Origin of the sequence: Streptomyces sp. NPDC014733 (assembly GCF_043083385.1) — a bacterium.
Taxonomy (GTDB): Bacteria; Actinomycetota; Actinomycetes; order Streptomycetales; family Streptomycetaceae; genus Streptomyces.
The window spans coordinates 159,045-184,819 of the sequence record NZ_JBIBYO010000003.1; the positions used below are offsets into that span (position 1 = coordinate 159,045).

Sequence of the window (25,775 nt, forward strand, 5' to 3'; positions counted from 1 at the left end):
TGCGGGCGGAGTCGGTACGGGGACGCGGCTCAGGCGAAGGCCACCTGATAGATGCCACCGGCGATGGCCCCGCCAATCAGCGGGCCGACGACCGGGATCCATGCGTAGCCCCAGTCGGAGCCGCCCTTGTTCGGCAGCGGCAGCAGCGCGTGCACGATACGCGGGCCCAGGTCACGGACCGGGTTGATCGCGTAGCCGGTCGGGCCACCGAGGGACAGACCGATACCGACGACGACGAACGCCACCAGCAGCGAACCGATCGGGCCGACACCCTTGCCGTTGTCGCTCAGACCCAGGTTGAGGATCGCCAGCACGAGCACGATGGTGGCGATGATCTCGGTCACGAGGTTCTGAACTGCGTTCCGGATCTCCGGACCGGTGGAGAAGATGCCGAGGACGGGGCCCGCCTTGGGAGCGGTGGCCTTGTCCACCATGCCTTCCTGACCGTTGTGCGCGGTCAGCACCTCCGGGTCCGACAGGTGCGCCCGGAACTGCCCGTAGTAGGCCAGCCAGACCAGCACCGCGCCGATCATGGCGCCGAGCAGCTCACCGGCGAAGTACACCGGTACCTGGCTCCACTCGGTGCCGCCCTTGATCGCGAGGGCGAGGGTCACCGCGGGGTTGAGGTGCGCACCGGACTTGGCGGCGATGTACGCGCCCGTGAGTACGGCGAAGCCCCAACCGAAGGCGATGGCGACCCAGCCGGCCGCGTGCGCCTTGGAGCGCTTGAAGGTGACGGCGGCGCAGACGCCACCGCCGAGCAGTATCAGAACAGCGGTACCTATGGTCTCGCTGAGGAAGATGTCGGAGCTGGACACCCGCGACTCCTTTGTCCTTCGTCCAGGGGAAGGCGAACCCCGGGTCTCCGGTGGTCCGCGCCCTCCGAGAGGGCTGTGGTCGGCCCCGCGGCATTGCCCACCATAACGAATATTGTCGTGTGGTGTTCGACAATGCCGACCGACGAACGGCAGTTTTGTCCACCTGTTGAACGGCGTCAAGGGTTCCGTGGCGAAAAATTAACCTGGACAAGCGGTGGCAATACGGATCAGAAGCGGCCTGCGCCCAGGTCCCTGGATACAGCCCGTGCGCAATCCCTGACAGCAGCGACGATTTCCGGCCGCACCACACCGTCCTGGCACACCCGCTCGACGGCCCCGGTGATGCCCACCGAACCCACCGGCATCCGCCGCCGGTCGTGCACCGGAGCGGCCACCGACGCCACGCCCTCCCAGGTCTCCTCCACGTCCACGGCCCACCCCCGCGCCCGGGTCAGCTCCAGCGCCTTCTCGAAGGCGTCCGCCCCGGTCACCGTGTGCGGGGTGAGCGGCTCCCGCTCCACCTCCGCGACCTCACTGTGCGCCACCGGGTCGTACGCGCACAGCACCTTGCCCAGCGCGGTGCTGTACAGCGGGTGCATCGCGCCCACCTCCAGGACCTGGCGGCTGTCGTCCGGCCGGAAGACGTGGTGCACGATCAGGACGCCCTGCTGGTGCAGGACGCCGAGGTAGACGCTCTCGCCGCTGGAGCGCGCCAGGTCGTCGGTCCATACGAGGGCGCGGGCCCGCAGCTCGTGGACGTCGAGGTAGCTGTTGCCCAGGCGCAGCAGTTCGGCGCCGAGCTGGTAGCGGCCGGACGCCGGGTCCTGCTCGACGAACCCCTCCTGCTGGAGGGTGCGCAGGATGCCGTGGGTGGTGCCCTTGGCCAGGCCGATCGCGGAGGAGATGTCGGACAGCCCCAGCCGCCGTTCCCCGCCGGCCAGCAGCCGCAGCACCGCCGCGGCTCGCTCCAGCGACTGGATGGTGCGTGCCATCGGACAACCTCCAAGATGCGCGGTTCGACAATGCTGAACGATATCGGTCGATGCCGAACCGCGGGAGGGCCGGAGTCCACTTGTGATCATGGCCGGTGTACGCCGCTCCGGGCCATCCGGAGTCCAGGCCCTGGAACAGAAGGACACGTGGACCGGACCGCCAGCTAGGCTGGCGACGTGCGCCGCCCACCGGGGGCGCAAAGCCGACAGCCGTCGCAACCAGGGGAGCACCTCCATGGCCTCGTACACGTCCACGTCCGACAGCGCCTCCCGCGTCGATTCCTTCCGCGAGGCGCTGGCCTCGCGGGTGGTGGTCGCCGACGGGGCGATGGGCACGATGCTGCAGGCGCAGGATCCGTCGATGGAGGACTTCCAGCAGCTGGAGGGCTGCAACGAGGTCCTCAACATCACCCGTCCGGACATCGTCCGCTCGGTGCACGAGGAGTACTTCGCGGTCGGCGTCGACTGCGTGGAGACCAACACCTTCGGCGCCAACTTCGCCGCGCTGGCCGAGTACGACATCCCCGAGCGCGTCTTCGAACTCTCCGAGGCGGGCGCCCGCATCGCCCGCGAGGTCGCCGACGAGTACACGGCCTCGACCGGGCAGCAGCGCTGGGTCCTCGGCTCGATGGGCCCCGGCACCAAGCTGCCCACCCTCGGCCACGCCCCGTACCCCACCCTCCGCGACGCCTACCAGCGCAACGCCGAGGGCATGATCGCGGGCGGCGCCGACGCGCTGCTGGTCGAGACCACCCAGGACCTGCTCCAGACGAAGGCCGCCATCCTCGGCGCCCGCCGCGCCCTGGCCGCCACCGGCACGAAGCTCCCGGTCATCTGCTCCGTCACCGTCGAGACCACCGGCACCATGCTGCTCGGCTCCGAGATCGGCGCCGCGCTCACCGCGCTGGAGCCGCTCGGCATCGACATGATCGGCCTCAACTGCGCCACCGGCCCCGCCGAGATGAGCGAGCACCTGCGCTACCTCGCCCGCCACTCCCGCGTCCCGCTCGCCTGCATGCCCAACGCCGGTCTGCCGGTCCTGGGCAAGGACGGCGCCCACTACCCGCTGACCGCCGGTGAGCTCGCCGACGCGCAGGAGACGTTCGTCGGCGAGTACGGCCTCTCCCTCGTCGGCGGCTGCTGCGGCACCACCCCCGAGCACCTGCGTCAGGTCGTCGAGCGGGTCCGCGGTCTGACCCCGTCGCCCCGCGAGCCGCGCCCCGAGCCCGGCGCCGCCTCCCTCTACCAGACCGTCCCCTTCCGGCAGGACACCTCGTACCTCGCGATCGGCGAGCGGACCAACGCCAACGGTTCGAAGAAGTTCCGCGAGGCGATGCTGGCCGGCCGCTGGGACGACTGCGTGGAGATGGCCCGCGAGCAGATCCGCGAGGGCGCCCACATGCTCGACCTCTGCGTCGACTACGTCGGACGCGACGGCGTCGCCGACATGGAGGAGCTGGCCGGCCGCTTCGCCACCGCCTCCACCCTCCCCATCGTCCTGGACTCCACCGAACTGCCGGTCCTCCGCGCCGGACTGGAGAAGCTGGGCGGCCGCGCCGTCATCAACTCCGTCAACTACGAGGACGGCGACGGCCCCGAGTCCCGCTTCGCCAAGGTCACCGCCCTCGCCGCCGAGCACGGCGCGGCGCTCATCGCGCTGACCATCGACGAGGAGGGCCAGGCCCGCACCGCCGAGCACAAGGTCGCCATCGCCGAGCGCCTCATCGCCGACCTGACCGGCAACTGGGGCGTACGCGAGTCCGACATCCTCATCGACACCCTCACCTTCACCATCTGCACCGGCCAGGAGGAGTCCCGCAAGGACGGCATCGCCACCATCGAGGCCATCCGGGAGCTGAAGCGCCGTCACCCGGACGTGCAGACCACCCTGGGCCTGTCCAACATCTCCTTCGGCCTCAACCCGGCCGCCCGCATCCTCCTCAACTCCGTCTTCCTCGACGAGTGCGTCAAGGCCGGACTGGATTCGGCGATCGTGCACGCCAGCAAGATCCTGCCGATCGCCCGCTTCGACGACGAGCAGGTCAACTGCGCCCTCGACCTCATCTACGACCGCCGCGCCGAGGGCTACGACCCGCTGCAGAAGCTCATGGCGCTCTTCGAGGGCGTCGACACCAAGTCCCTCAAGGCCGGCAAGGCCGAGGAGCTGGCCGCGCTGCCGCTGGAGGAGCGGCTGGCCCGCCGCATCATCGACGGCGAGAAGAACGGCCTGGAGGCCGACCTCGACGAGGCGCTGCGCTCCACCCCCGCCCTCGACATCGTCAACAACACCCTCCTGGAGGGCATGAAGGTCGTCGGCGAACTCTTCGGTTCCGGCCAGATGCAGCTGCCGTTCGTCCTCCAGTCCGCCGAGGTCATGAAGACCGCGGTCGCCCACCTCGAACCGCACATGGAGAAGGTCGACGACGCCGACGGCGCGGGCAAGGGCACCATCGTCCTGGCGACCGTCCGCGGTGACGTCCACGACATCGGCAAGAACCTCGTCGACATCATCCTCTCCAACAACGGCTACAACGTCGTCAACCTCGGCATCAAGCAGCCGGTCGCCGCGATCCTGGAAGCCGCCGAGGAGCACCGCGCCGACGTCATCGGCATGTCCGGCCTGCTGGTCAAGTCCACGGTGATCATGAAGGAGAACCTGGAGGAGCTGAACCAGCGCAAGATGGCCGCCGACTACCCGGTCATCCTCGGCGGCGCCGCCCTCACCCGCGCCTACGTCGAACAGGACCTCCACGAGATCTACGACGGCGAGGTCCGCTACGCCCGCGACGCGTTCGAGGGGCTGCGCCTGATGGACGCGCTGGTCGCCGTCAAGCGCGGCGTCCCGGGCGCCACCCTGCCCGAGCTGAAGCAGCGCCGCGTCCCCCGGCGCGAGACCGCGGACGTGGCGGTGGAGGAGCCGGAGGGTTCGGTCCGCTCCGACGTCGCGACCGACAACCCGGTCCCCGCCCCGCCGTTCTGGGGCACCCGCGTCGTCAAGGGCATCCAGCTCGCCGACTACGCCTCCTGGCTGGACGAGGGCGCCCTCTTCAAGGGCCAGTGGGGCCTCAAGCAGGCGCGCACCGGCGACGGCCCCAGCTACGAGGAGCTGGTGGAGACCGAGGGACGGCCGCGGCTGCGCGGCTGGCTCGACCGGCTCCAGACGGAGAACCTGCTGGAAGCCGCCGTCGTCCACGGCTACTTCCCGTGCGTCTCCAAGGGCGACGACCTCATCCTGCTCCACGAGGACGGCACCGAACGCACCCGCTTCACCTTCCCCCGCCAGCGCCGCGGCCGCCGGCTGTGCCTGGCGGACTTCTTCCGCCCGGAGGAGTCCGGCGAGACCGACGTCGTGGGCCTCCAGGTCGTCACCGTCGGCTCCCGCATCGGCGAGGAGACCGCCAAGCTCTTCGCCGCCAACTCCTACCGCGACTACCTCGAACTGCACGGCCTCTCCGTCCAGCTCGCCGAGGCGCTGGCCGAGTACTGGCACGCCCGGGTCCGCGCCGAGCTGGGCTTCGGCGGCGAGGACCCGGCCGACGTCGAGGACATGTTCGCCCTGAAGTACCGCGGCGCCCGCTTCTCCCTGGGCTACGGTGCCTGCCCCGACCTGGAGGACCGCGCGAAGATCGCCGACCTCCTCCAGCCGGAGCGCATCGGTGTCCAGCTCTCCGAGGAGTTCCAGCTCCACCCCGAGCAGTCCACCGACGCGATCGTGATCCACCACCCCGAGGCGAAGTACTTCAACGCCAGGTGAGGCCCCGGGCCGTCCGTCGCCCGAACGGCGGACGGCCCGTTCCGCTTCACCCCCGTACCGGCCCGCACAGTCGTACACTGGTCGGTCCGGTAGCGGCCGGTCAGCACCCCACTCCGGGGCGGTGGCCGGCCCTTTTGTCCCCCAGGGGACGTCCTCACGGAGGTGGACGGATGACCAGCAGCATCCCCGCGGCCGACTCCCGGGCGGCGAAGGGCACCGCCCTCCAGGCAGTCTTCCTCGACCTGGACGGCACGCTCGTCGACACCGAGGGGTTCTGGTGGGAGGCGGAGTCCGAGGTCTTCGCCGAACTGGGCCACGTCCTCAACGACACCCACCGCGAGGTCGTCGTCGGCGGCCCCATGACCCGCAGCGCCGGATATCTGATTCAGGCCACCGGCGCCCAGATCGGCCTGCCGGAGCTGAGCGGCCTGCTCAACGCCCGTTTCGCCGCCCGGATCGGCCGCGGCGTGCCGCTGATGCCCGGCGCCCGCCGGCTGCTGGCCGAGCTGGCCGCCCACGGCGTCCCCACGGCCCTGGTCTCCGCCTCGCACCGCACCATCATCGACCGCATGCTGCACTCCCTGGGCCCGGCCAACTTCCATCTGACGCTCGCCGGTGACGAACTGGAACGCACCAAGCCGCACCCGGACCCGTACCTCACCGCCGCCGCCCGGCTGGGCGTCGATCCGGCGCGGTGCGCGGTGGTGGAGGACACCCTCACGGGGGTGCGCGCGGGCGAGGCGGCCGGGTGCCGGGTCGTCGCCGTGCCGTCGGTGGTGCCGGTGCCGCCCGCCGCGGGACGGACCGTCGTCCGGTCACTCGAAGAAGTTGATCTTTCTTTTCTCCGGGCCCTCATCACGGAAAGCAATTGACGCGTGCACTGAGCGTTCCTCAGGGAAAGCGGACGGAACTCAGGGCAGCGGTTCGCTCATTTTCCGTGACGTATACCCTGGCTGAATTCCCGCATTCCCGCTGCCACCGGGGCGCGTGACGTTTCTCACGCGCCCCGGTGTCGACAGGTGTCCCGACGGGCGTTCCAGAGGGGCGTGAAGACCTGAAGCGCGGGGGTAAGTGTCCGGATTCATGGGGTGACGTGTAGTTCGTTCCGGCGTCCGGTAATCGGAGATCGATGTGCTGTTATCCGGTGTCCCTATAACGGCAACTCCGTTGCGGCCCGGACGCGATGGCTGTTCCTACTAATGTCGACGCGAGCAACACCTCTGCGCTGATAAGGAACCTGCCGACGATGAATCGCAAGACCTTGGTGCTGCCGGCTCTGGCCGGTCTGCTCGCCCCCGTACTCGCGGCCTGTGGCGGGCCGGACGGCGCGGGCGGGAGTGGCGATCCCATCGTCGTCGGGGTCGCCACGCAGATGGAGGCCACCAAGGATGCCCCCGCTCCGTTCGACCCGGCGCAGGCGTACGACGTCGACGCGATGAACGTGCTGCGCGGCACCCTCCAGACGCTGCTGCGCCTGCCCAGAACCGGCACCACGCCGGTGCCCGAGGCGGCCAAGACCTGCGGTTTCCGCGACACGCGGAACGAGCAGTACCGGTGCACCCTGCGCAGCGACCTGAAGTTCTCCAACGGTCACGCGCTCACCGCGCAGGACGTGAAGTTCTCCATCGACCGCGTCCAGAAGATCAACTACGCCAACGGTCCGGGCACGCTGGTCAACGACATCGACAAGGTCGAGACGCCCAGCGACACCGAGGTGGTCTTCCACCTCAAGAAGCCGGACGCGACCTTCCCGCAGAAGCTCACCACCCCGGCCGCCGGCATCGTCGACCACCAGGTGTACCCCGCCGACCGCCTCTACAGCGGCTTCGAGCTCGTCGGCTCCGGCCCGTACACGCTCAAGGCCGAGCACAGCGGCGAGCACATCAACAAGATCGTCTTCAGCCGGAACCCGGGCTACAAGGGCGCGGTGAAGCCGCTGAACGACAAGGTCGAGATGCGGTTCTTCCCCAGCTCCTCCGCGATGGAGAAGGCGCTGCGCAAGGGCCAGATCGACCTGATGAACCGTGGGCTGTCGCCCGCTCAGGTCAAGGGCCTGCAGAACTCCCGGAACGAGCACATCACCCTCCAGGAGATGCCCGGCCAGGAGATCCGCTACCTCGCCTTCAACACCAAGGACCCGTCGGTCTCCAACCCGGCCGTCCGCCAGGCGATGGCGCAGCTCGTCAACCGCTCGCAGATCCTGCGCGACGTCTACTCCTACGTCGGCGACCCGCTGTACTCCCTGGTGCCGACCGGCCTCACCGGCCACATCAACTCCTTCTTCACCAAGTACGGGAACCCCAGCGTCCCGGCCGCCCGCCAGATCCTGGAGCAGGCGAACGTCCACACCCCGGTGAAGGTGACGCTGACGTACACCGAGAACCACTACGGCGCCAGCACCGCCAAGGAGTTCGCGGCGCTGAAGCAGCAGTTCAACGACAGCAAGCTGTTCGACGTCGACATCAAGGGCGTCGACAACTGGCAGCAGTTCCGCACCGACTCCTCCAACGGCAAGTACGCCGTCTACGGCATGGGCTGGTTCCCCGACATCCCGGACGCCGACAACTACATCGGCCCGTTCCTCGGCAAGGGCAACTTCCTCAACTCGCCCTACCGCAACGCGAAGATCGAGACGCAGCTGATCCCCGCCACCCGCCAGGAGACCGACCGCAACGCCGCGGGCAACGGTTTCAAGGAGATCCAGGACATCCTCGCCGACGACGTGCCGATCCTCCCGCTGTGGCAGGGCAAGCAGTACGTCGCCGCCCGTGACGACATCACCGGCGTGGAGTGGGCGCTCAACTCCTCCTCGGCGCTGCAGATCTGGGAGCTGGGCCGCGGCGTCTCCGACTGACGCACGGCACACCACAAGGAGGGGCCGGTCCGGGAGCAGTCTCCCGGACCGGCCCCTCCGGCCGTTCCGCGCCGCCCCGCACCGGGGCCCGCGCCGCTACTGGGCGCCGGGGCGCACCAGCCCGCTCTCGTACGCGTAGACGGCGGCCTGTACGCGGTCGCGCAGGCCCAGCTTGGTCAGCACATGGCCCACATGGGTCTTGACCGTCGTCTCGCTCACGAAGAGGTCCGCGGCGATCTCGGCGTTCGACAGGCCGCGCGCGACCAGCTTCAGCACCTCCACCTCGCGGTCGGTGAGGGTGTCCAGGGTGTCCGGCACCGGCTCCTCGCCGGACGGCAGATGCCCGGCGTACTTGTCGAGCAGCCGGCGCGTGATGCTCGGCGCCAGCATCGCCTCGCCCGCGGCCACCACCCGGATCGCCTGCACCAGCTCATGGGCCGGGGCGTCCTTGAGCAGAAAGCCGCTGGCGCCCGCGCGCAGCGCCTCGACGACGTACTCGTCCAGATCGAAGGTGGTCAGGACCAGCACCTTCGCCGGGCCGTCCTTCGCCGGGCCGGTGATCTGGCGCGTCGCCTCCACGCCGTCCATCCGCGGCATGCGGATGTCCATCAGCACCACATCGGGCTGGAGCGCCCGGACCTGCTCCAGCGCCTGGAGGCCGTCACCGGCCTCGCCGACGACCGCCAGATCCTGCTCGGCCTCCAGGATCATCCGGAAGCCCGTACGCAGCAGCGGCTGGTCATCGACCAGCAGGACGCGGATTGCCACCACTTCTCCTTTGTTGGACCGGCTCCATTCTGCCCTGCTCGGGCTACGCGCCGTCCGCCGGGCGGATCTCCAGCGGATACACCGGGGGAGTGCCGCCGAACTCCGGGCAGTGCGCCTGGTGGTCGCACCAGCCGCACAGCTTCGTCGGCCGCGGCCGCCAGTCGCCCGTCGCCGTGGCCTCCTTGATCGCGTCCCACAGCGCCAGCAACTTCCGCTCCACGGCCAGCAGTTCGCTCTCACCCGGGTCGTACGTGATGATGTCGCCGCTGCCCAGATAGACGAGCTGGAGCCGCCGCGGCACCACCCCGCGCAGCCGCCACACCACCAGCGCGTAGAACTTCATCTGGAACAGCGCGCCCTCGGCGAACCGCGGCCGCGGCGCCTTGCCGGTCTTGTAGTCGACGATCCGGACCTCGCCGGTCGGCGCGACGTCCACCCGGTCGATGAAGCCGCGCAGCTGCAGCCCCGACTCCAGCACCGTCTCGACGTACAGCTCCCGCTCGGCCGGCTCCAGGCGGGTCGGATCCTCCAGCGTGAACCACCGCTCCACCAGAGCCTCGGCGTCAGCCAGCCAGCCCGCCAGCTTCTCGCCCGCCGGGTCGTCGGCGAACAGCTCCGCCAGCTCCGGCCGCTTGGCCAGCAGCTTCTCCCACTCCCCGGCGACCATCGCCCGCGCGCCGCCCGCCGTACGCTCCGCCGCGGGCGCGTCGAACAGCCGCTCCAGCACGGCGTGGACCACCGTGCCCCGCGTCGCCGCCGGGCTGGGCTTCTCCGGCAGCTTGTCGATCACCCGGAAGCGGTAGAGCAGCGGGCACTGCAGGAAATCGCTCGCCCGCGACGGCGACAGCGCCACCGGCGGCCCGGGGCACCCCGACCGCGCGGGCTCCGCCACCGGCGCTCCGGTGGCCGCGGCCGGCGCGTCCACGGGCCCCGGCTGCGGCCCGATCGCCGCCGCCCGCGGCCCGTCCGCCGCCGCGCCCTGCCCGGCTCCGTCCGCTCCGCCCGCCGACGGTGTCGCCGGTCCGTCCGCCGCCTCCTGCGCGCGCGGTCCGTGCGGTGCGCCCTGCCCGGCGTTCTCGGTGCTCGTTCCCATGACACCCGACCCTACGGCCCGCCACTGACAACGCCTCCCGCCGCAGCCCGCCGCCATGGCACCGGCGACGGCCCCGCAACGGATCCGCGACGGTGGCTCGGCATACCATCGACGGCAGAACCCCTTTGCCCTGCACGATCGAAACGTCCGAAACGATCGGACCGAGCAGGTGCGAAGGCCGCAATTCCGACGAGGGGACGCCGTGGACGACAGCGGGAAGCCGCAGGACCCCAAGGAGCCGCAGGGCCCCGAGGAGCCTCGGCCGAACCGGCCGGCCGAGCCGCGCCGGGACCCCGGGACCGGCCCGCACGGCCCGGGCGGCAAGGCTCCGAAGCCCGTCCGCCGCAAGGGCACCGGCGGCGGCATCCTGATGGGCCGCCCTTTCGGCGTGCCCGTCTACGTCGCCCCCAGCTGGTTCCTCGTCGCCGCGCTGATCACCTGGGTCTTCGGCGGTCAGCTCGAACAGGTCCTGCCGGAGCTGGGCGCCGCCCGCTACCTCGTCTCGCTCTTCTTCGCGGTCGCCTTCTACGCGTCCGTCCTCGTCCACGAGCTGGCGCACACCGTCGCCGCCCTCCGCTTCAAACTGCCGGTGCGCCGCATCCAGCTGCAGTTCTTCGGCGGCGTCTCGGAGATCGAGAAGGAGACCGAGACCCCCGGCCGGGAATTCGTCCTCGCCTTCGTGGGCCCGCTGCTCTCCCTGGTCCTGGCCGGCGTCTTCTACGGCGGCATGATGCTGGTCGAGCCGCGCACCGTCCCCGGCGTCCTGATGGCGGGCCTGATGATCTCCAACCTCATCGTGGCGGTCTTCAACCTCCTGCCCGGCCTGCCCCTGGACGGCGGCCGGATGCTGCGCGCCGTCGTCTGGAAGATCACCGGCCGCCCCATGAGCGGCACCGTCGCCGCCGCCTGGGTGGGCCGCGCGCTCGCCGTCACGGTCCTCATCGGCCTGCCGCTGCTGACCCACTCCGGCGCGCTCGGCCGCCCGCCCGCCGACATCACCGGCACGGACTCCCTGACCGACGCCCTGCTCGCCGCCGTCCTCGCCGCCATCATCTGGACCGGCGCGGGCAACAGCCTGCGCATGGCCCGCCTGCGCGAACGCCTCCCCGACCTCGGCGCCCGGGCCCTCACCCGCCGCGCCGCGCCCACCCCGCCCGACACCTCGCTCGCCGAGGCGCTGCGCCGCGCCAACGACGCGGGGGCCCGCGCCCTCGTCGTCGTCGACCCCGAGGGCGGGCCCACCGGCATCGTCCGCGAGGCCGCCATCGTGGGCGTACCGGAGCACCGCCGCCCCTGGGTGGCGGTCGGCACGCTCGCCCAGGACCTCAAGGAGGGCATGCGCGTCCCCGTCGATCTCTCCGGCGAGGAGCTGCTGGAACACCTCCGCACCACGCCGGCCAGCGAGTACCTCGTCGTCGAGGAGACCGGAGAGATCTACGGCGTGCTCTCCGCCGCCGACGTCGAGCGCGCCTTCGTCACCGCCATGGCCCGCCACTCCTGACCGCCGCGCACCGGGGCCCGGGGGCCCGCCCGGGGCTCCCCGGTCCCGCCGCCGGGCGCCCGCTGGTCCGGGGCACGTCCTGGGGCCGGTAGGCTGGTCACATGTCCGAACCGACCGGTGCCGCCCGCCGTCGCGGGCCCTTCAAGGTCGGGGACCAGGTCCAGCTCACCGATCCCAAGGGACGCCACTACACCTTCACGCTCGAAGAGGGCAAGAGCTTCCACACCCACAAGGGAGCCTTCCCCCACGACGAGCTGATCGGTGCTCCCGAGGGCAGTGTTGTCCGTACCACCGGGAACGTCGCCTACCTCGCGCTGCGCCCGCTGCTCCCCGACTACGTCCTGTCCATGCCCCGCGGCGCCGCCGTGGTCTACCCCAAGGACGCGGGGCAGATCCTGGCGATGGCCGACATCTTCCCCGGCGCCCGCGTCGTCGAGGCGGGGGTGGGATCCGGCTCGCTGAGCAGCTTCCTGCTCCGCGCCATCGGTGACCAGGGAATGCTGCACTCCTACGAGCGCCGCGCCGACTTCGCCGACATCGCCACGCAGAACGTCGAGCGGTACTTCGGCGGTCCGCACCCCGCGTGGACGCTCACCGTCGGCGACCTCCAGGACAACCTCTCCGACACCGACGTCGACCGCGTCATCCTGGACATGCTCGCCCCCTGGGAGTGCCTGGAGGCCGTCTCCAAGGCGCTCGTCCCCGGCGGCATCCTCTGCGCGTACGTCGCCACGACCACGCAGCTGGCACGCACCGTCGAGGCGATCCGCGAGCACGGCACCTTCAACGAGCCGTCGGCCTGGGAGACCATGGTCCGCACCTGGCACGTCGAGGGCCTGGCCGTCCGCCCGGACCACCGCATGATCGGCCACACCGGCTTCCTGCTCACCGCCCGTCGCCTCGCCGACGGCGTCGAGCCCCCGCTGCGCCGCCGCCGCCCCGCCAAGGGCGCGTACGGCGACGACTACACCGGCCCCGGCTCCGCCTCGGGCGGCGCCGCCAAGGACGCCTCCGGCTCCGCCGCCGCGCGCGGCTGACAGCGGGCTTCCGGCCACCGAACAACCGGGCGCCGCCGACGAGTTCCCCTTCAGGGGAACCGTCGGCGGCGCTCTATCGTTTCCGGTGTGTTCCCGGCGTGAAACTCGGGTCCCGCTGGTTCCTCGGCACCCCGTCCTGTGGAACGATGCTGGGCACTCCCACCGCCACAGCACTTCACAGGAGTTACCCCGCGTGCAGCCCTTGGCAGGCCAGGACCTTTCGCACACCCAGCCCCGCCCCATGCACTGGCTCACCACGGCCACCGCCGTCGCCGCGGTCGTCGCCGCCGCGTCCTTCGTCCAGCCTCCCGATGCGACCGCGAACGCCGCTTCCGCGAAGCCCGGCCGCACCGCGCCCGCTCCCGACGCGCGCGCCGTGACCTTCCCCCTCGACTGCGGACCCAACCGCCTCGATGTGGTGAAACAGGTATCCGGTGATCTTGACGGCGACGGCACCACCGAGACCGTCGCCACCGTCCGCTGCCACAGCGACGCCGGCACCCCGCCCGACGGCGTCTACGTCCTCGCCCGCACCTCCGACGCCAAGGCCGCGCCCCGCATCGTGGCGACCCTCCTGGACCCGTCCCGGAAGCAGAACGTCCAGGGCCTCGCCCTGCACGACGGCACGGTCTCCGCGACGCTGCTGGGCTTCTCCACCACCGATGTGCCGCGCTGCTGCCCCGACGTCCGCACCGACACCAAGTGGCGCTGGCAGGGCGGCAAGTTCCTGCGCACCGACGACCAGGCGGCCCTGGGTACAGCCCGCGTCTGACCCCTCCCCGCACGGCCCGGCGTCCTGAGGGGGCCGGGCCGGGTGCGGAACCCGTCCGGACAGCGGAAGGCGGCGGTCGCGAAACGCGCCGCCGCCACTCCGGGTCCGTCACCGGCTACTCCGCGTCGGGACCGTAGACCTCCACCTGGTCGGCGACCCGCCGCACATGGATGCAGTCCCCGGGGCACTCCTTCGCGGAGTCCCGCACGTCGTCGAGGAGCGGCAGCGGGACGGGCGTGGTGGCGCCCTTGTCCTGCAGCAGCTCGTCGTCCGCGCTCTTGACGTACGCCAGTCCGTCGATGTCCAGCTCGAAGACCTCCGGCGCGTACTGCGCACAGATCCCGTCCCCCGTGCACAGGTCCTGGTCGATCCAGACTTCAAGCTCTGGACGGGCTTCTTCCTGCACGGTCATCTCGCCTGCCGTTTCCTGCGTACGTGAAGCAATTTTGTCTAAGTGGCGCCAGCCCTGACGGGTGTTGACCGTCCCGACGATACAACCGCTCGCTTTCCGATGTTGTTCGGTGGGTATTCCCTTGGTGAGCGGACGTGCGCAAGGGTGAAGATCGGACACGCCCCGACCGTCTTTTCGATCTAGGGGTTTCAACCCGCACCCGCCCAGGTAGGGTCAGGAAGCGTCCAGCTCCCCTTGGAGGAGGTGAGGACCGTGGCAGCCCACGACGACGACATCAACCGCGGCATCCGGCCGGGGCGGGGGTCCGAGGATCCCGCCGGTCAGGTTGCCTATCTTGAGCAGGAGATCGCCGTCCTGCGACGTAAGCTCGCCGACTCTCCGCGGCATACGAGGATTCTCGAAGAGCGGATCGTCGAGCTGCAGACCAATCTGGCCGGCGTTTCCGCGCAGAACGAACGCCTCGCGAATACGCTGCGCGAGGCGCGCGACCAGATCGTCGCCCTCAAGGAGGAGGTCGACCGGCTCGCCCAGCCGCCGGCCGGTTTCGGCGTCTTCCTGCAGGCCAATGACGACGACACGGTCGATATCTTCACCGGCGGCCGCAAGCTCCGGGTGAATGTCAGCCCCAGTGTGGAGACGGACGGTCTCCGGCGTGGCCAGGAGGTCATGCTCAACGAGGCGCTCAACGTGGTCGAGGCCATGGAGTTCGAGAGCGCCGGGGACATCGTCACCCTCAAGGAGATCCTGGAGGACGGCGAGCGCGCCCTGGTGGTCGGCCACACCGACGAGGAGCGGGTGGTGCGGCTCGCCGAGCCGCTGCTGGCCACGACCATCCGCCCCGGCGACGCCCTCCTTCTCGAACCGCGCTCCGGCTACGTCTACGAAGTCATCCCCAAGAGCGAGGTCGAGGAGCTGGTCCTCGAAGAGGTCCCGGACATCGACTACGACAAGATCGGCGGTCTGGGCGGCCAGATCGAGCTGATCCGGGACGCGGTCGAGCTGCCCTACCTCTACCCCGACCTCTTCAAGGAGCACGAACTCCGCCCGCCCAAGGGCGTCTTGCTCTACGGCCCGCCCGGCTGCGGCAAGACACTCATCGCCAAGGCGGTCGCCAACTCCCTCGCCAAGAAGGTCGCCGAGGTGACCGGGCAGCCCGCGGGGAAGAGCTTCTTCCTCAACATCAAGGGTCCCGAGCTGCTCAACAAGTACGTCGGCGAGACGGAGCGCCACATCCGGCTGGTCTTCCAGCGGGCCCGCGAGAAGGCCGGCGAGGGCACACCCGTCATCGTCTTCTTCGACGAGATGGACTCCCTCTTCCGCACCCGTGGCTCCGGCGTCAGCTCGGACGTGGAGAACACCATCGTCCCGCAGCTGCTCTCCGAGATCGACGGTGTGGAGGGCCTGGAGAACGTCATCGTCATCGGCGCCTCGAACCGCGAGGACATGATCGACCCGGCGATCCTCCGCCCGGGACGGCTCGATGTGAAGATCAAGATCGAGCGCCCGGACGCCGAGGCGGCCAAGGACATCTTCTCCAAGTACCTCACCGAGCGCCTGCCGCTGCACACCGACGACCTCGCCGAGCACGGCGGCTCCCGGAAGGCCGCGGTCAGCGGCATGATCCAGTCGGTCGTCGAGCAGATGTACGCGGAATCCGAGGAGAACCGCTTCCTGGAGGTCACCTACGCCAACGGTGACAAGGAAGTCCTCTACTTCAAGGATTTCAACTCCGGCGCGATGATCGAGAACATCGTCGGCCGCGCGAAGAAGATGGCCATCAAGGCTTTCCTCGAACACGACCAGAAGGGTCTTCGGGTCTCCCACCTCCTCCAGGCGTGCGTGGACGAGTTCAAGGAGAACGAAGACCTGCCCAACACCACCAACCCGGACGACTGGGCCCGTATCTCCGGAAAGAAGGGCGAGCGGATCGTCTACATCCGCACGCTGGTCACCGGAAAGCAGGGCGCGGACACCGGCCGCTCCATCGACACGGTCGCCAATACCGGCCAATACCTGTAAACCGCGCTCCGGCTGCGGATGTCCTGCACGGGGCGTCCGCAGCCGGACGCTTTTCCGGGGTCCGAAAGCGGCCCCCGGAAAGCCGTGCGGCGGGAAACCGAATGGAGCAATGACTGTCATGATCTCCCCAGTACCGCAATGGCGCTCTAGGCTCAGGAGTACCGCCGCGTCACACGGTACGGATGCGGGGAGCACACGCGGATCGGAAGCGCAGCGGTACTTGAGCGCCGACCCCATCCGGGGGCGCCGCCGGGCAAGGAGGGCCGCATGACCGTACGGCGAGTAATGGGAATCGAGACGGAGTACGGAATTTCCGTCCCCGGTCACCCCAATGCCAATGCCATGCTCACCTCGTCCCAGGTCGTCAATGCCTATGCGGCGGCGATGCACCGGGCACGCCGTGCCCGCTGGGATTTCGAGGAGGAGAATCCGCTGCGGGACGCCCGCGGCTTCGACCTCGCCCGTGAGGCCGCCGATTCCAGTCAGCTCACCGACGAGGACATCGGCCTCGCCAACGTGATCCTCACCAACGGCGCGCGCCTCTACGTCGACCACGCGCACCCCGAGTACAGCTCGCCCGAGGTCACCAACCCGCGGGACGCGGTGCTCTGGGACAAGGCCGGCGAGCGGATCATGGCCGAGGCGGCGGAGCGGGCCGCGCAGGTCCCCGGCGCCCAGCCGATCCACCTCTACAAGAACAACACCGACAACAAGGGCGCCTCGTACGGCACGCACGAGAACTACCTGATGAAGCGGGAGACGCCGTTCTCGGACATCGTGCGGCACCTGACCCCGTTCTTCGTCTCCCGGCAGGTCGTCACGGGCGCGGGCCGGGTCGGCATCGGCCAGGACGGCCGGGACCACGGTTTCCAGATCAGTCAGCGCGCCGACTACTTCGAGGTCGAGGTCGGCCTGGAGACGACGCTCAAGCGCCCGATCATCAACACCCGCGACGAACCCCATTCGGACGCGGAGAAATACCGCCGTCTGCACGTCATCATCGGCGACGCCAACCTCTCCGAGATCTCGACCTACCTCAAGCTGGGCACCACCGCGCTGGTCCTGTCCATGATCGAGGACGGCTTCATCGCCGTCGACCTCGCCGTCGACCAGCCGGTCCGCACCCTCCACCGGGTCTCGCACGACCCCGGTCTGCAACACCTGATCACGCTCCGCAGCGGCCGCACGCTCACCGCCGTCCAGCTCCAGATGGAGTACTACGAGCTGGCCCGCAAATACGTCGAGGACCGCTACGGCGCGGACGCGGACGACCAGACCAAGGACGTGCTCGGGCGCTGGGAGGACGTCCTGGGGCGGCTGGAGAACGACCCGATGAGCCTCTCCGGCGAACTGGACTGGGTCGCCAAGCGTGAGCTGATGGAGGGCTACCGCCGCCGCGACGGCGTGGACTGGGACGCCGCCCGCCTCCACCTCGTCGATCTGCAGTACGCCGACGTCCGCCCCGAGAAGGGGCTCTACAACCGCCTCGCCGCCCGCGGCAGGATGACCCGGCTGCTGGACGAGGCCGAGGTCGTCCGGGCAGGCATCGAGCCGCCCGAGGACACCCGGGCGTACTTCCGCGGCCGCTGCCTGGAGCAGTACGCCGACGACGTCGCGGCCGCCTCGTGGGACTCGGTGATCTTCGACCTGCCCGGACGGGACTCCCTGCAGCGGGTGCCGACCCTGGAGCCGCTGCGCGGTACCCGGGAGCACGTCAAGGATCTGCTGGACCGCTGCCGCACGGCGGAGGACCTGGTGAGGGCGCTTTCCGGCCGCTGAACCGGCACGGATTGACCACCGAATCGCGGCTGAAAGGGCCGCGTGGCGGGAATGATCGGGGTGTCCCCCGGACGTTGCACCAAGAGCAGGGCCGATGTCAGAGGGGCCTTGTAGGGTCGGATCTTGAAAGTCACATCGAGCGGGGCCGAACCGAGCGGGGTGAGGGTAATGGCGACCAAGGACAGCGGCGGCGGTCAGCAGAAGGCCACGCGTTCCACCGAAGAGGTCGAGGAGCAGACGCAGAACGCGGAGGCCTCCGACGACCTCAAGGAACGCCAGGAGAAGCTGTCGGACGATGTCGATTCGGTGCTGGACGAGATCGACGACGTCCTCGAGGAGAACGCCGAGGACTTCGTGCGGAGCTTCGTCCAGAAGGGCGGGGAGTAGCCGCAGCGCGGGTCCGGGCACGGCGCCGGTGGTGTCCCGCGCGGCACCACCGGCCGCATCCGGCCCCCGGCTCCGGCGGGCGGTGCGCCGTGGCGGGCGTGGCGGTCCGTCAGCCTGCGGCGGGCGCGCGGGCCGTGCGGCCGGGAGCCCGGTTCCCCCACCCATGTGGATCACACCCGCGGGGCGGGTAGGGTCCCGGTCGTACAGTGCTTCAGCTGCACCGCAGCCTGGGACAGTCAAGCAGCGGCCCGTCGCCCCGAGGCGGCCGGCCGAGTATCCGGAAGGAAACGTGTGGAAGCCAACACCCGTAACACCGGGCGTCTACCAGCTGCCTTCCTGACGCCTGGATCCTCGTCGTTCATGGACTTCCTCGGGGACCACGCCCCCGACCTGCTGCCGGGCAGCCGCCCGCTGCCGCAGGTCCAGGGCGCCATCGAGGCGCCGCACGGCACGACCATCGTCGCCGCGTCGTTCCCGGGCGGTGTGGTGCTAGCCGGCGACCGGCGGGCGACGATGGGCAACGTCATCGCCCAGCGCGACATCGAGAAGGTCTTCCCGGCCGACGAGTACTCCGCGGTCGGCATCGCCGGCACCGCCGGGCTGGCCGTCGAGATGGTCAAGCTGTTCCAGCTGGAGCTGGAGCACTTCGAGAAGGTGGAGGGCGCGCAGCTCTCCCTGGAGGGCAAGGCGAACCGCCTCTCCACGATGATCCGGGGCAATCTCGGCATGGCCATGCAGGGCCTCGCCGTGGTGCCGCTCTTCGCCGGATGGGATGTCGACCGCGCCAAGGGCCGCATCTTCTCCTACGACGTGACCGGCGGCCGCTCCGAGGAGCACGGCTACGCGTCCACCGGCTCCGGCTCCGTCTTCGCCCGCGGTGCTCTCAAGAAGCTGTACCGCGACGACTTCACGGAGCATCAGGCCGCCACCGCCGTCGTCCAGGCGCTCTACGACGCGGCGGACGACGACTCGGCGACCGGCGGGCCCGACATGGGCCGGCGGATCTACCCCATCGTCACGGTGATCACCGACGAGGGCTTCAAGAGGTTCACCGACGCCGATGTCGCGGAGATCGCCCGCGCCGTCTACGAGCGCCGGATGGAGGAGCCCGACGGTCCCCGTGCCGCGCTGCTCTGAGGGAAGGACGGCCGGCGGATGCGCGTGCCAGTGAGAGAGCCATTGACAGAAAGGGACGGATAACCGGTGTCGACGCCGTTTTATGTCTCACCCCAGCAGGCCATGGCCGACCGCGCCGAGTACGCCCGCAAGGGCATCGCCCGTGGTCGCAGCGTCGTGGTGCTGCAGTACACCGACGGCGTGGTCTTCGTCGCCGAGAATCCCTCCCGGGCCCTGCACAAGGTCAGCGAGATCTATGACCGCATCGCGTTCGCGGCGGTCGGCAAGTACAACGAGTTCGAGAATCTGCGGATCGGCGGGGTGCGCTACGCCGACCTGCGCGGCTACACCTACGATCGCGCGGACGTGACCGCGCGTGGCCTCGCGAACGTCTATGCCCAGACGCTGGGCACGATCTTCTCCAGCGCCGCCGAGAAGCCGTACGAGGTCGAGCTGATCGTCGCCGAGGTCGGGGAAGCCCCCGAGGACGACCAGATCTACCGGCTTCCGCACGACGGCTCGATCGTCGACGAGCACGGTTCGGTCGCGGTGGGCGGCAACGCCGACCAGATCAGCAGCTACCTCGACCAGCACCACCGCGACGGCATGACGCTGGGCGAGGCGCTGAAGCTGGCCGTGGACTCGCTGTCGCGTGACAACAACGGCGGCGAGCGCACCCTCACCGCCGAGCAGCTGGAGGTCGCCACGCTCGACCGCACCCGGCCCCAGCAGCGCAAATTCAAGCGGATCCTCGGCAGCCAGCTCTCCCGGCTGCTGGACGAGTCCGCGGCGGACGCCTCCGGGGACGCGGACGGCACGGCGGGTGCCGCGGCGCCGGACGCCGAGAAGGACGCGTCCGACGGTGCGGACAAGGAGCAGAAGCCGGAGGGCGACGCCTAGTCGCGCCGTACGGCATCCGGGTCCGGCCCGGTCGGTGCGCCCCGGTGGGAACATCCCGCCGGGGCGCACCGCGTGCGTACCGGGGCACCGGTGCGAGCGCCCCGGCCCCGTCCCGCCCTGCCCCTCCGGCCGCCCGCTCTCTATGCCGGGGCCGGTCCCGTGGAGCCGCGGGGGACGAGGCCGACCGGCAGGGTGCGGGCGGTCGGCCGGTGGCCGTCGAGGGCGTCCAGCAGGGCCCGCATCCCGGCGGCGCCGAACTCCTCGGCGGGCAGCCGTACGGTCGTCAGCTCCGGTTCGACGGCCACCGCCAGCGCCAGATCGTCGAAGCCGGTGACCGAGACGTCCTCCGGCACCCGCAGGCCCAGCCGCCGTGCCGCCTTGCAGGCGCCGGCGGCCACCACGTCGTCGTCGCAGATCAGGGCCGTCGGACGGGGTTCCGGGCCGGTCAGTGCGGTGTGCGCGGCGGTCAGGCCCGCGGCGACGGAGAGGGCGGTCGGCACCCGGCGCACCGCGGTGCCCGGCGCCGCGGCGAACGCGTCGGCCAGCGCGCGGCCGCGTTCCGCGAAGGTCCAGGAGTCGACGTCGGCGGCGAGATGGCCGATGCGGCGGTGGCCGAGGGCGAGGAGATGCGCGGCCACCTGACGGGCGCCGCCGGCGATGTCGAGGTTGACGGTCGCGGCGGCGCGGTCGTCGGCCGGGTCGTTGTCCAGCATGACCAGCGGGAGCCCGGCGTCGTGCAGGGCGGCGAGCGCGTCCACGGCCATGGAGGAGGCGATCACGCCGTCCAGGCTGGTGCGCGCCGAGCCGAACGGGTCGGGGGCCGGGCCGATGCCCTCGGGGGAGGGGTAGAGCACCACACCGAAGCCCGCGTCCGCGGCGGTGCGGGTGGCGCCCGTGTGGACCCGCGCGAAGAACTCGGTGGTGAGCGCGGGGACGACGAGCAGCGCGGTGCGGGTGCGGCCGGTGCGCAGGCTGCGGGCGGCGAGGTTGGGGCGGTAGCCGAGGTCGCGGGCGGCGGTGCGTACCGATTCGGCCTTGGCGGCCGAGACCCGGCCGCGCCATTTGTCGCCCAGCACGAGCGAGACGGCCGCTTGTGAGACCCCGGCGGCCCGGGCCACGTCGCGGCTGGTGACGCGGGCGGCACCGGTGGCCCGTCCCGCGTCGGCCGCCGGTCGTGTCGCGTCGTTGCTGCTCACCGGCGGTTTCCTCCTGGCGGTCGGGCGGGCGGCCTGGACCCGCGAGTGCCGACATGATACGTATGACGCCGGAAGTTATACGTATCATGTCCGGTCTCGGCGCCGGACGGGAAAGGGGCGGCATGGCCGCGGGATATGCGGAGCTGCTGCGGACCAGACATGCGGTCCGGCTGCTGACCGGCACCCTGGTCGGACGGCTGCCGAACGCCACCGCCGCCCTGGCCGTGGTGCTTTTCATCCGTGCCGAGGGCGGCAGCTACGCCCTGGCCGGCGCGCTCTCCGCCGTCTACGGCGTCTGCACCGCCATCGGCCAGCCGCTGCTGGGCCGCGCCGTCGACCTCTACGGGCAGCCGCGCGTGATGCTGCCCGCCGCGGTGGTCTCCGCGCTGGGCATGGCGCTGCTGGCCGCCGTCGGGCTGCGTTCGCTGCCGCTCGCCCATGCCGCCATGGTGATCGCCGGTCTCTTCACGCCGCCGCTGGAGGGCGGGCTGCGGGCGCTGTGGCCCACGGTGCTCAAGCGGCCCGAGAAGGTGCATGCCGCGTATGCGCTGGACGCGGTGGCGCAGGAGGTGATGTTCGCGGTCGGGCCGCTGCTGGTGACGGTGTGCGTGGCCGCCTGGTCGGAGCGGGTCGCCCTGCTGGTCATCAACGCCATCGGGGTGCTCGGTGCGCTCTCCGTCGTGGTGTCGCCGCCGTCGCGGCAGTGGCGCAGCGCGCCGCGGGAGGCGCACTGGCTGGGCGCGCTGCGTTCGTCCGGGATGCTGGTGCTGATCGGCGCGTTCTTCTTCGTCGGGCTGGCGCTCGGCTCCATCGCGGTCGCCGCGGTCGCCTACGCCGACGAGCACGGCGGCGGCATGGTCTCCAGCTATCTCCTCTCCGCGCTCGGTGTCGGGGCGCTGGCGGGCGGTGTCGTCTACGGGGCGCGCGAGTGGCCCGGACGGCCCGAGGGGCGGCTGCGGTTGCTCGTCGGGCTGCTGGCGCTGGGGTATCTGCCGCTGGTGCTCGTCCCCGGCGTGGTCGGGATGACGGCGCTGACGGGGGTCGCCGGGGTGTTCCTGGCGCCCGCGTTGGCCTGCGCGTTCGTCGTGGTGGACCGGCATGCGCCCAAGGGCACGGTCACCGAGGCGTTCTCGTGGCTGGTGACGACCTTCGGGGTCGGTTCGGCGGTCGGCGCCTCGGTGGTGGGGCCCGCGGTGGAGCGCGGGGGAGCGGCCGCCGGGTTCGCCGTCGCGGGGGCCGGCGGCGTCGCCGCGCTGCTGGTCCTGGTGGCCACCAAGCGCTTCCTGGGGGATCCCGTACGGCCGAAGGAGGTCGTACTCCCGGCGGAAATTGATCGCAACGGGGCTGTCGAACCCGGTTTCAGAGCACGCCGTCAGGCGTAATGTTCAGTCATGGACCGCCGCATTTTCGGGCTGGAGAACGAGTACGGCGTCACGTGCACGTTCAGGGGACAGCGCCGACTGTCGCCTGACGAAGTGGCGCGGTACCTCTTCCGCCGTGTCGTGTCATGGGGCCGCAGCAGCAATGTCTTCCTGCGGAACGGCGCCCGTCTGTACCTCGACGTGGGATCGCACCCGGAATACGCAACCCCCGAGTGCGACAACGTGACGGAACTCGTCACCCACGACAAAGCAGGCGAGCGCATTCTCGAAGGTCTTCTCGTCGACGCCGAACGCCGCCTGCACGAGGAGGGAATCGCGGGCGACGTCTATCTCTTCAAGAACAACACCGATTCGGCGGGCAACTCCTACGGCTGCCACGAGAACTATCTCGTCGCCCGCCACGGGGAGTTCTCCCGGCTCGCGGACATCCTCATTCCCTTCCTCGTCACCCGGCAGCTGCTGTGCGGCGCGGGAAAGGTGCTGCAGACCCCGCGCGGCGCCGTGTACTGCGTCAGCCAGCGCGCGGAGCACATCTGGGAGGGCGTCTCGTCCGCGACGACCCGCTCGCGCCCGATCATCAACACCCGCGACGAACCGCACGCCGACGCCGAGCGCTACCGCCGGCTGCACGTCATCGTCGGCGACTCCAACATGTCCGAGACGACGATGCTGCTCAAGGTCGGCGCCACCGATCTCGTGCTGCGGATGATCGAAGCGGGCACGGTCATGCGGGACCTGACGCTGGAGAACCCCATCCGGGCGATCCGCGAGGTGAGCCACGACATCACCGGTCAGCGCAAGGTCCGCCTCGCCAGCGGGCGGGAGGCGTCGGCGCTCGAGGTCCAGCAGGAGTATTACGAAAAGGCGGTGGATTTCTGCGACCGCCGCGGAATCCGTACCGGCACCGTCGAACGCGTACTGGAGTTGTGGGGCCGTACTCTCGGCGCAATCCGTGAGCAGGAACTCGACCGCGTCGCCACCGAGATCGACTGGGTGATGAAACATCAGCTCATCGAGCGGTACCGCACCAAGAACAACATCACCATGTCGCATCCCCGGGTCGCGCAGATAGATCTCGCGTATCACGACATCCACCGCCGCCGGGGGCTCTACTACCTTCTGGAGCGGAAGGGGCAGGCGGCGCGGATCTGCGACGATCTGAAGATCTTCGAAGGCAAATCGGTGCCGCCGCAGACCACCCGCGCGCGGTTGCGCGGCGATTTCATCCGCCGGGCCCAGGAACAGCGCCGCGATTTCACGGTGGACTGGGTGCATCTCAAGCTGAACGACCAGGCGCAGCGGACGGTGCTGTGCAAGGACCCGTTCCGTTCGGTGGACGACCGGGTGGAGAAGCTGATCGCCGGAATGTGAGCGCGTCCGGGGAGCGAGTGCCGGGAGCCCGTGTGGCTCCCGGCACTTTGCCGTGTTCGAACGGGAACCGCGGTGGACCTCAGGTCGTAGAGTGGCGGGACTGGCCACCACCCCCCGATCCCGAGTGGGACTGATGAACCTCACGAAAAACACCCGTCGCGCTGCCGCCGCCGCGCTGACCGTGCCCCTTCTGCTGTTCACCGCCGCCTGCGGGTCCGACGACAAGGACGCGGGCAAGACGGTCGCCGATGTGCAGGGCAAGGTGGGCGACGAGCCCGAGATCAAGGTCGCCAAGGACGCCAAGGTCGCGCCCGACCTCGTCACCAAGACCCTGGTCAAGGGCGACGGCGAGAAGGTCGGCGACGGCACCACCGTGCGCGCCGACTACGAGGGCAAGATGGTCAAGGGGCAGAGCCTCGGCAGCAGCTGGGAGATCCCGCCCGGCCCCGGCAAGGACGCCAAGGGCGGCAAGGTCGCCAAGGGTGACGCGCGGCACCAGATCGTCGTCGAGATGAATGACCAGCTGCCGCAGATGCAGCGCCAGCTGCCGGTCCCGGTCAAGGTGCTGGAGGCGCTCAAGGGCCAGAAGGCGGGCAGCCGCGTCCAGGTCGAGGGCACCGTCAAGGCGTTCATCGGCGACGTACCGCAGGGCTCCCAGCTCAAGCCCGACGACGGCATGGTGTACGTCGTCGACATCGCCGGGGCCGAGAAGGTCGACAAGAAGGCCAAGGCCGAGGGCGAGCAGGCCAAGCCCGACGACGGCATGCCCGAGGTGAAGGCCGAGGGGGAGAAGGCCGCCACGATCACCGTGCCCAAGGGGGAGAAGGCCCCCGCCGACCTGAAGCAGCAGGTGCTGATCAAGGGCAAGGGCAAGGAGGTCAAGAAGGGCGATGCGCTCGTCGCCCAGTACACCGGCGTGAAGTGGGAGGACGGCAAGAAGTTCGACTCCTCCTGGGACCACGGCGGTGCCACGACCTTCCAGATCGGCACCGGCTCGGTCATCAAGGGCTGGGACGATGCGCTGGTCGGCAAGCACGTGGGCGACCGCGTCGAAATCGTGATTCCGCCGAAGCTGGGTTACGGTGCCGACCCGCAGTCCGAGCTCGCCAAGAACACCCTGGTCTTCTCCGTCGACATCGTCGACGCGTTCTGACCACGGTCTGCGAGACTGACGCGGCCATCGCAAGGAAACACACGTAGGAGCACATCCGTGAGCATCGACAAGCCCGAGATCGACTTCCCCGAGGGCCCGGCTCCCACCGATCTGGAGATCGTGGACCTGTGGGAGGGTGACGGGCCGGTCGCCAAGGCTGGGGACAACGTCAAGGTCCACTACGTGGGTGTCTCCTTCAGCACCGGCGAGGAGTTCGACGCCAGCTGGAACCGCGGCGCCCCGCTGCAGTTCCAGCTCGGTGCCGGCCAGGTCATCGCCGGCTGGGACAAGGGCGTGCAGGGCATGAAGGTCGGCGGTCGCCGCCGGCTCACCATCCCCGCGCACCTCGCGTACGGCGACCGTGGCGCCGGCGGCGGCCGTATCGCCCCCGGCGAGACGCTGATCTTCGTCTGCGACCTGGTCTCCGTCTGAGCCCACGCCGCATCCCGAGGGCCCGTGCCATGGCGCACG

At 70.3% G+C, this 25,775-nt stretch carries 21 protein-coding genes; 15 read left to right on the forward strand and 6 right to left on the reverse strand.

What is annotated here, in order from left to right:
- Positions 1 to 29: 29 nt before the first annotated feature.
- Positions 30 to 818 carry an MIP/aquaporin family protein gene (locus tag ACF1BH_RS08975; protein WP_391641757.1) on the reverse strand — a complete coding sequence of 263 codons (789 nt, stop codon included), beginning with the start codon at positions 816 to 818 and terminating at the stop codon, positions 30 to 32.
- Positions 819 to 1,045: 227 nt separating this feature from the next.
- Complete coding sequence (locus tag ACF1BH_RS08980; RefSeq protein WP_391641758.1) at positions 1,046 to 1,810, reverse strand: IclR family transcriptional regulator; 765 nt, start codon at positions 1,808 to 1,810, stop codon at positions 1,046 to 1,048.
- 235 nt (positions 1,811 to 2,045) lie between these two features.
- On the opposite strand from ACF1BH_RS08980, the gene metH reads away from it, so the two are divergent.
- The 3 genes from metH to ACF1BH_RS08995 all read left to right on the forward strand — a co-directional run bounded on the left by metH (position 2,046) and on the right by ACF1BH_RS08995 (position 8,418).
- Positions 2,046 to 5,564 carry a methionine synthase gene (gene metH, locus ACF1BH_RS08985; protein ID WP_391641759.1) on the forward strand — a complete coding sequence of 1,173 codons (3,519 nt, stop codon included), beginning with the start codon at positions 2,046 to 2,048 and terminating at the stop codon, positions 5,562 to 5,564.
- 170 nt (positions 5,565 to 5,734) lie between these two features.
- Positions 5,735 to 6,436: an HAD family hydrolase gene (locus ACF1BH_RS08990; protein WP_391641760.1), complete on the forward strand. Its 702-nt coding sequence runs from the start codon at positions 5,735 to 5,737 to the stop codon at positions 6,434 to 6,436.
- Between the two features lie 374 nt (positions 6,437 to 6,810).
- Positions 6,811 to 8,418 carry an ABC transporter substrate-binding protein gene (locus ACF1BH_RS08995; RefSeq protein WP_391641761.1) on the forward strand — a complete coding sequence of 536 codons (1,608 nt, stop codon included), beginning with the start codon at positions 6,811 to 6,813 and terminating at the stop codon, positions 8,416 to 8,418.
- Between the two features lie 96 nt (positions 8,419 to 8,514).
- Here the strand turns inward: ACF1BH_RS08995 and ACF1BH_RS09000 are convergent, their stop codons facing one another.
- Both ACF1BH_RS09000 and ACF1BH_RS09005 read right to left on the reverse strand, forming a co-directional pair.
- Positions 8,515 to 9,186 (reverse strand): response regulator transcription factor, encoded by a 672-nt coding sequence (locus ACF1BH_RS09000; protein WP_030284178.1) that lies wholly within the window; start codon positions 9,184 to 9,186, stop codon positions 8,515 to 8,517.
- 43 nt (positions 9,187 to 9,229) lie between these two features.
- Complete coding sequence (locus ACF1BH_RS09005; protein ID WP_391641762.1) at positions 9,230 to 10,279, reverse strand: RecB family exonuclease; 1,050 nt, start codon at positions 10,277 to 10,279, stop codon at positions 9,230 to 9,232.
- Between the two features lie 55 nt (positions 10,280 to 10,334).
- Between ACF1BH_RS09005 and ACF1BH_RS09010 the strand changes: the two genes are divergently transcribed.
- The 3 genes from ACF1BH_RS09010 (at position 10,335) to ACF1BH_RS09020 (ending at position 13,589) form a co-directional block, all read left to right on the forward strand.
- A complete protein-coding gene (locus ACF1BH_RS09010) occupies positions 10,335 to 11,780 on the forward strand; it encodes a site-2 protease family protein (RefSeq protein WP_391641763.1) in 1,446 nt (481 codons plus the stop codon).
- Positions 11,781 to 11,881: 101 nt separating this feature from the next.
- Positions 11,882 to 12,817 (forward strand): tRNA (adenine-N1)-methyltransferase, encoded by a 936-nt coding sequence (locus ACF1BH_RS09015; protein WP_391641764.1) that lies wholly within the window; start codon positions 11,882 to 11,884, stop codon positions 12,815 to 12,817.
- 193 nt (positions 12,818 to 13,010) lie between these two features.
- Positions 13,011 to 13,589: a hypothetical protein gene (locus ACF1BH_RS09020; RefSeq protein WP_391641765.1), complete on the forward strand. Its 579-nt coding sequence runs from the start codon at positions 13,011 to 13,013 to the stop codon at positions 13,587 to 13,589.
- Between the two features lie 115 nt (positions 13,590 to 13,704).
- Here the strand turns inward: ACF1BH_RS09020 and ACF1BH_RS09025 are convergent, their stop codons facing one another.
- Positions 13,705 to 14,001: a ferredoxin gene (locus ACF1BH_RS09025; RefSeq protein ID WP_345093114.1), complete on the reverse strand. Its 297-nt coding sequence runs from the start codon at positions 13,999 to 14,001 to the stop codon at positions 13,705 to 13,707.
- Between the two features lie 252 nt (positions 14,002 to 14,253).
- Here ACF1BH_RS09025 and arc point away from each other — a divergent pair, with 252 nt between their 5' ends.
- The 5 genes from arc (at position 14,254) to prcA (ending at position 20,202) form a co-directional block, all read left to right on the forward strand.
- Entirely contained in the window at positions 14,254 to 16,020 is a 1,767-nt protein-coding gene (gene arc, locus ACF1BH_RS09030; protein ID WP_391641766.1) for a proteasome ATPase, read from the forward strand.
- Between the two features lie 267 nt (positions 16,021 to 16,287).
- Positions 16,288 to 17,799 (forward strand): depupylase/deamidase Dop, encoded by a 1,512-nt coding sequence (gene dop, locus ACF1BH_RS09035; protein ID WP_391641767.1) that lies wholly within the window; start codon positions 16,288 to 16,290, stop codon positions 17,797 to 17,799.
- 168 nt (positions 17,800 to 17,967) lie between these two features.
- Complete coding sequence (locus ACF1BH_RS09040) at positions 17,968 to 18,186, forward strand: ubiquitin-like protein Pup (RefSeq protein WP_345093104.1); 219 nt, start codon at positions 17,968 to 17,970, stop codon at positions 18,184 to 18,186.
- A gap of 291 nt (positions 18,187 to 18,477) precedes the next feature.
- On the forward strand, positions 18,478 to 19,323 hold the full coding sequence (gene prcB / locus ACF1BH_RS09045; protein ID WP_391641768.1) for a proteasome subunit beta: 846 nt from the start codon (positions 18,478 to 18,480) through the stop codon (positions 19,321 to 19,323).
- 66 nt (positions 19,324 to 19,389) lie between these two features.
- Positions 19,390 to 20,202: a proteasome subunit alpha gene (gene prcA / locus ACF1BH_RS09050; protein WP_391641769.1), complete on the forward strand. Its 813-nt coding sequence runs from the start codon at positions 19,390 to 19,392 to the stop codon at positions 20,200 to 20,202.
- A 140-nt stretch (positions 20,203 to 20,342) separates the two neighbouring features.
- Here the strand turns inward: prcA and ACF1BH_RS09055 are convergent, their stop codons facing one another.
- Positions 20,343 to 21,398, reverse strand: a complete 1,056-nt coding sequence (locus ACF1BH_RS09055; protein WP_391641770.1) for a LacI family DNA-binding transcriptional regulator — start codon at positions 21,396 to 21,398, stop codon at positions 20,343 to 20,345.
- Between the two features lie 122 nt (positions 21,399 to 21,520).
- Between ACF1BH_RS09055 and ACF1BH_RS09060 the strand changes: the two genes are divergently transcribed.
- The 4 genes from ACF1BH_RS09060 (at position 21,521) to ACF1BH_RS09075 (ending at position 25,736) form a co-directional block, all read left to right on the forward strand.
- A complete protein-coding gene (locus tag ACF1BH_RS09060; RefSeq protein ID WP_391641771.1) occupies positions 21,521 to 22,780 on the forward strand; it encodes an MFS transporter in 1,260 nt (419 codons plus the stop codon).
- A 9-nt stretch (positions 22,781 to 22,789) separates the two neighbouring features.
- A complete protein-coding gene (gene pafA / locus ACF1BH_RS09065) occupies positions 22,790 to 24,151 on the forward strand; it encodes a Pup--protein ligase (RefSeq protein WP_391641772.1) in 1,362 nt (453 codons plus the stop codon).
- A gap of 133 nt (positions 24,152 to 24,284) precedes the next feature.
- Entirely contained in the window at positions 24,285 to 25,304 is a 1,020-nt protein-coding gene (locus ACF1BH_RS09070; protein WP_391641773.1) for an FKBP-type peptidyl-prolyl cis-trans isomerase, read from the forward strand.
- A gap of 57 nt (positions 25,305 to 25,361) precedes the next feature.
- Positions 25,362 to 25,736, forward strand: a complete 375-nt coding sequence (locus tag ACF1BH_RS09075; protein WP_391641774.1) for an FKBP-type peptidyl-prolyl cis-trans isomerase — start codon at positions 25,362 to 25,364, stop codon at positions 25,734 to 25,736.
- Positions 25,737 to 25,775 lie beyond the last annotated feature (39 nt).

Coding starts and splice junctions, on each gene's coding strand:
- ACF1BH_RS09015 (WP_391641764.1), top strand. CDS start 11,882: ATGTCCGAACCGACCGGTGCCGCCCGCCGTCGCGGGCCCTTCAAGGTC.
- ACF1BH_RS09025 (WP_345093114.1), bottom strand. CDS start 14,001: ATGACCGTGCAGGAAGAAGCCCGTCCAGAGCTTGAAGTCTGGATCGAC.
- metH (WP_391641759.1), top strand. CDS start 2,046: ATGGCCTCGTACACGTCCACGTCCGACAGCGCCTCCCGCGTCGATTCC.
- ACF1BH_RS09070 (WP_391641773.1), top strand. CDS start 24,285: ATGAACCTCACGAAAAACACCCGTCGCGCTGCCGCCGCCGCGCTGACC.
- ACF1BH_RS09040 (WP_345093104.1), top strand. CDS start 17,968: ATGGCGACCAAGGACAGCGGCGGCGGTCAGCAGAAGGCCACGCGTTCC.
- ACF1BH_RS08980 (WP_391641758.1), bottom strand. CDS start 1,810: ATGGCACGCACCATCCAGTCGCTGGAGCGAGCCGCGGCGGTGCTGCGG.
- ACF1BH_RS09010 (WP_391641763.1), top strand. CDS start 10,335: ATGGCACCGGCGACGGCCCCGCAACGGATCCGCGACGGTGGCTCGGCA.
- ACF1BH_RS09005 (WP_391641762.1), bottom strand. CDS start 10,279: ATGGGAACGAGCACCGAGAACGCCGGGCAGGGCGCACCGCACGGACCG.
- dop (WP_391641767.1), top strand. CDS start 16,288: ATGACCGTACGGCGAGTAATGGGAATCGAGACGGAGTACGGAATTTCC.
- ACF1BH_RS09060 (WP_391641771.1), top strand. CDS start 21,521: ATGGCCGCGGGATATGCGGAGCTGCTGCGGACCAGACATGCGGTCCGG.
- pafA (WP_391641772.1), top strand. CDS start 22,790: ATGGACCGCCGCATTTTCGGGCTGGAGAACGAGTACGGCGTCACGTGC.
- ACF1BH_RS08995 (WP_391641761.1), top strand. CDS start 6,811: ATGAATCGCAAGACCTTGGTGCTGCCGGCTCTGGCCGGTCTGCTCGCC.
- ACF1BH_RS08990 (WP_391641760.1), top strand. CDS start 5,735: ATGACCAGCAGCATCCCCGCGGCCGACTCCCGGGCGGCGAAGGGCACC.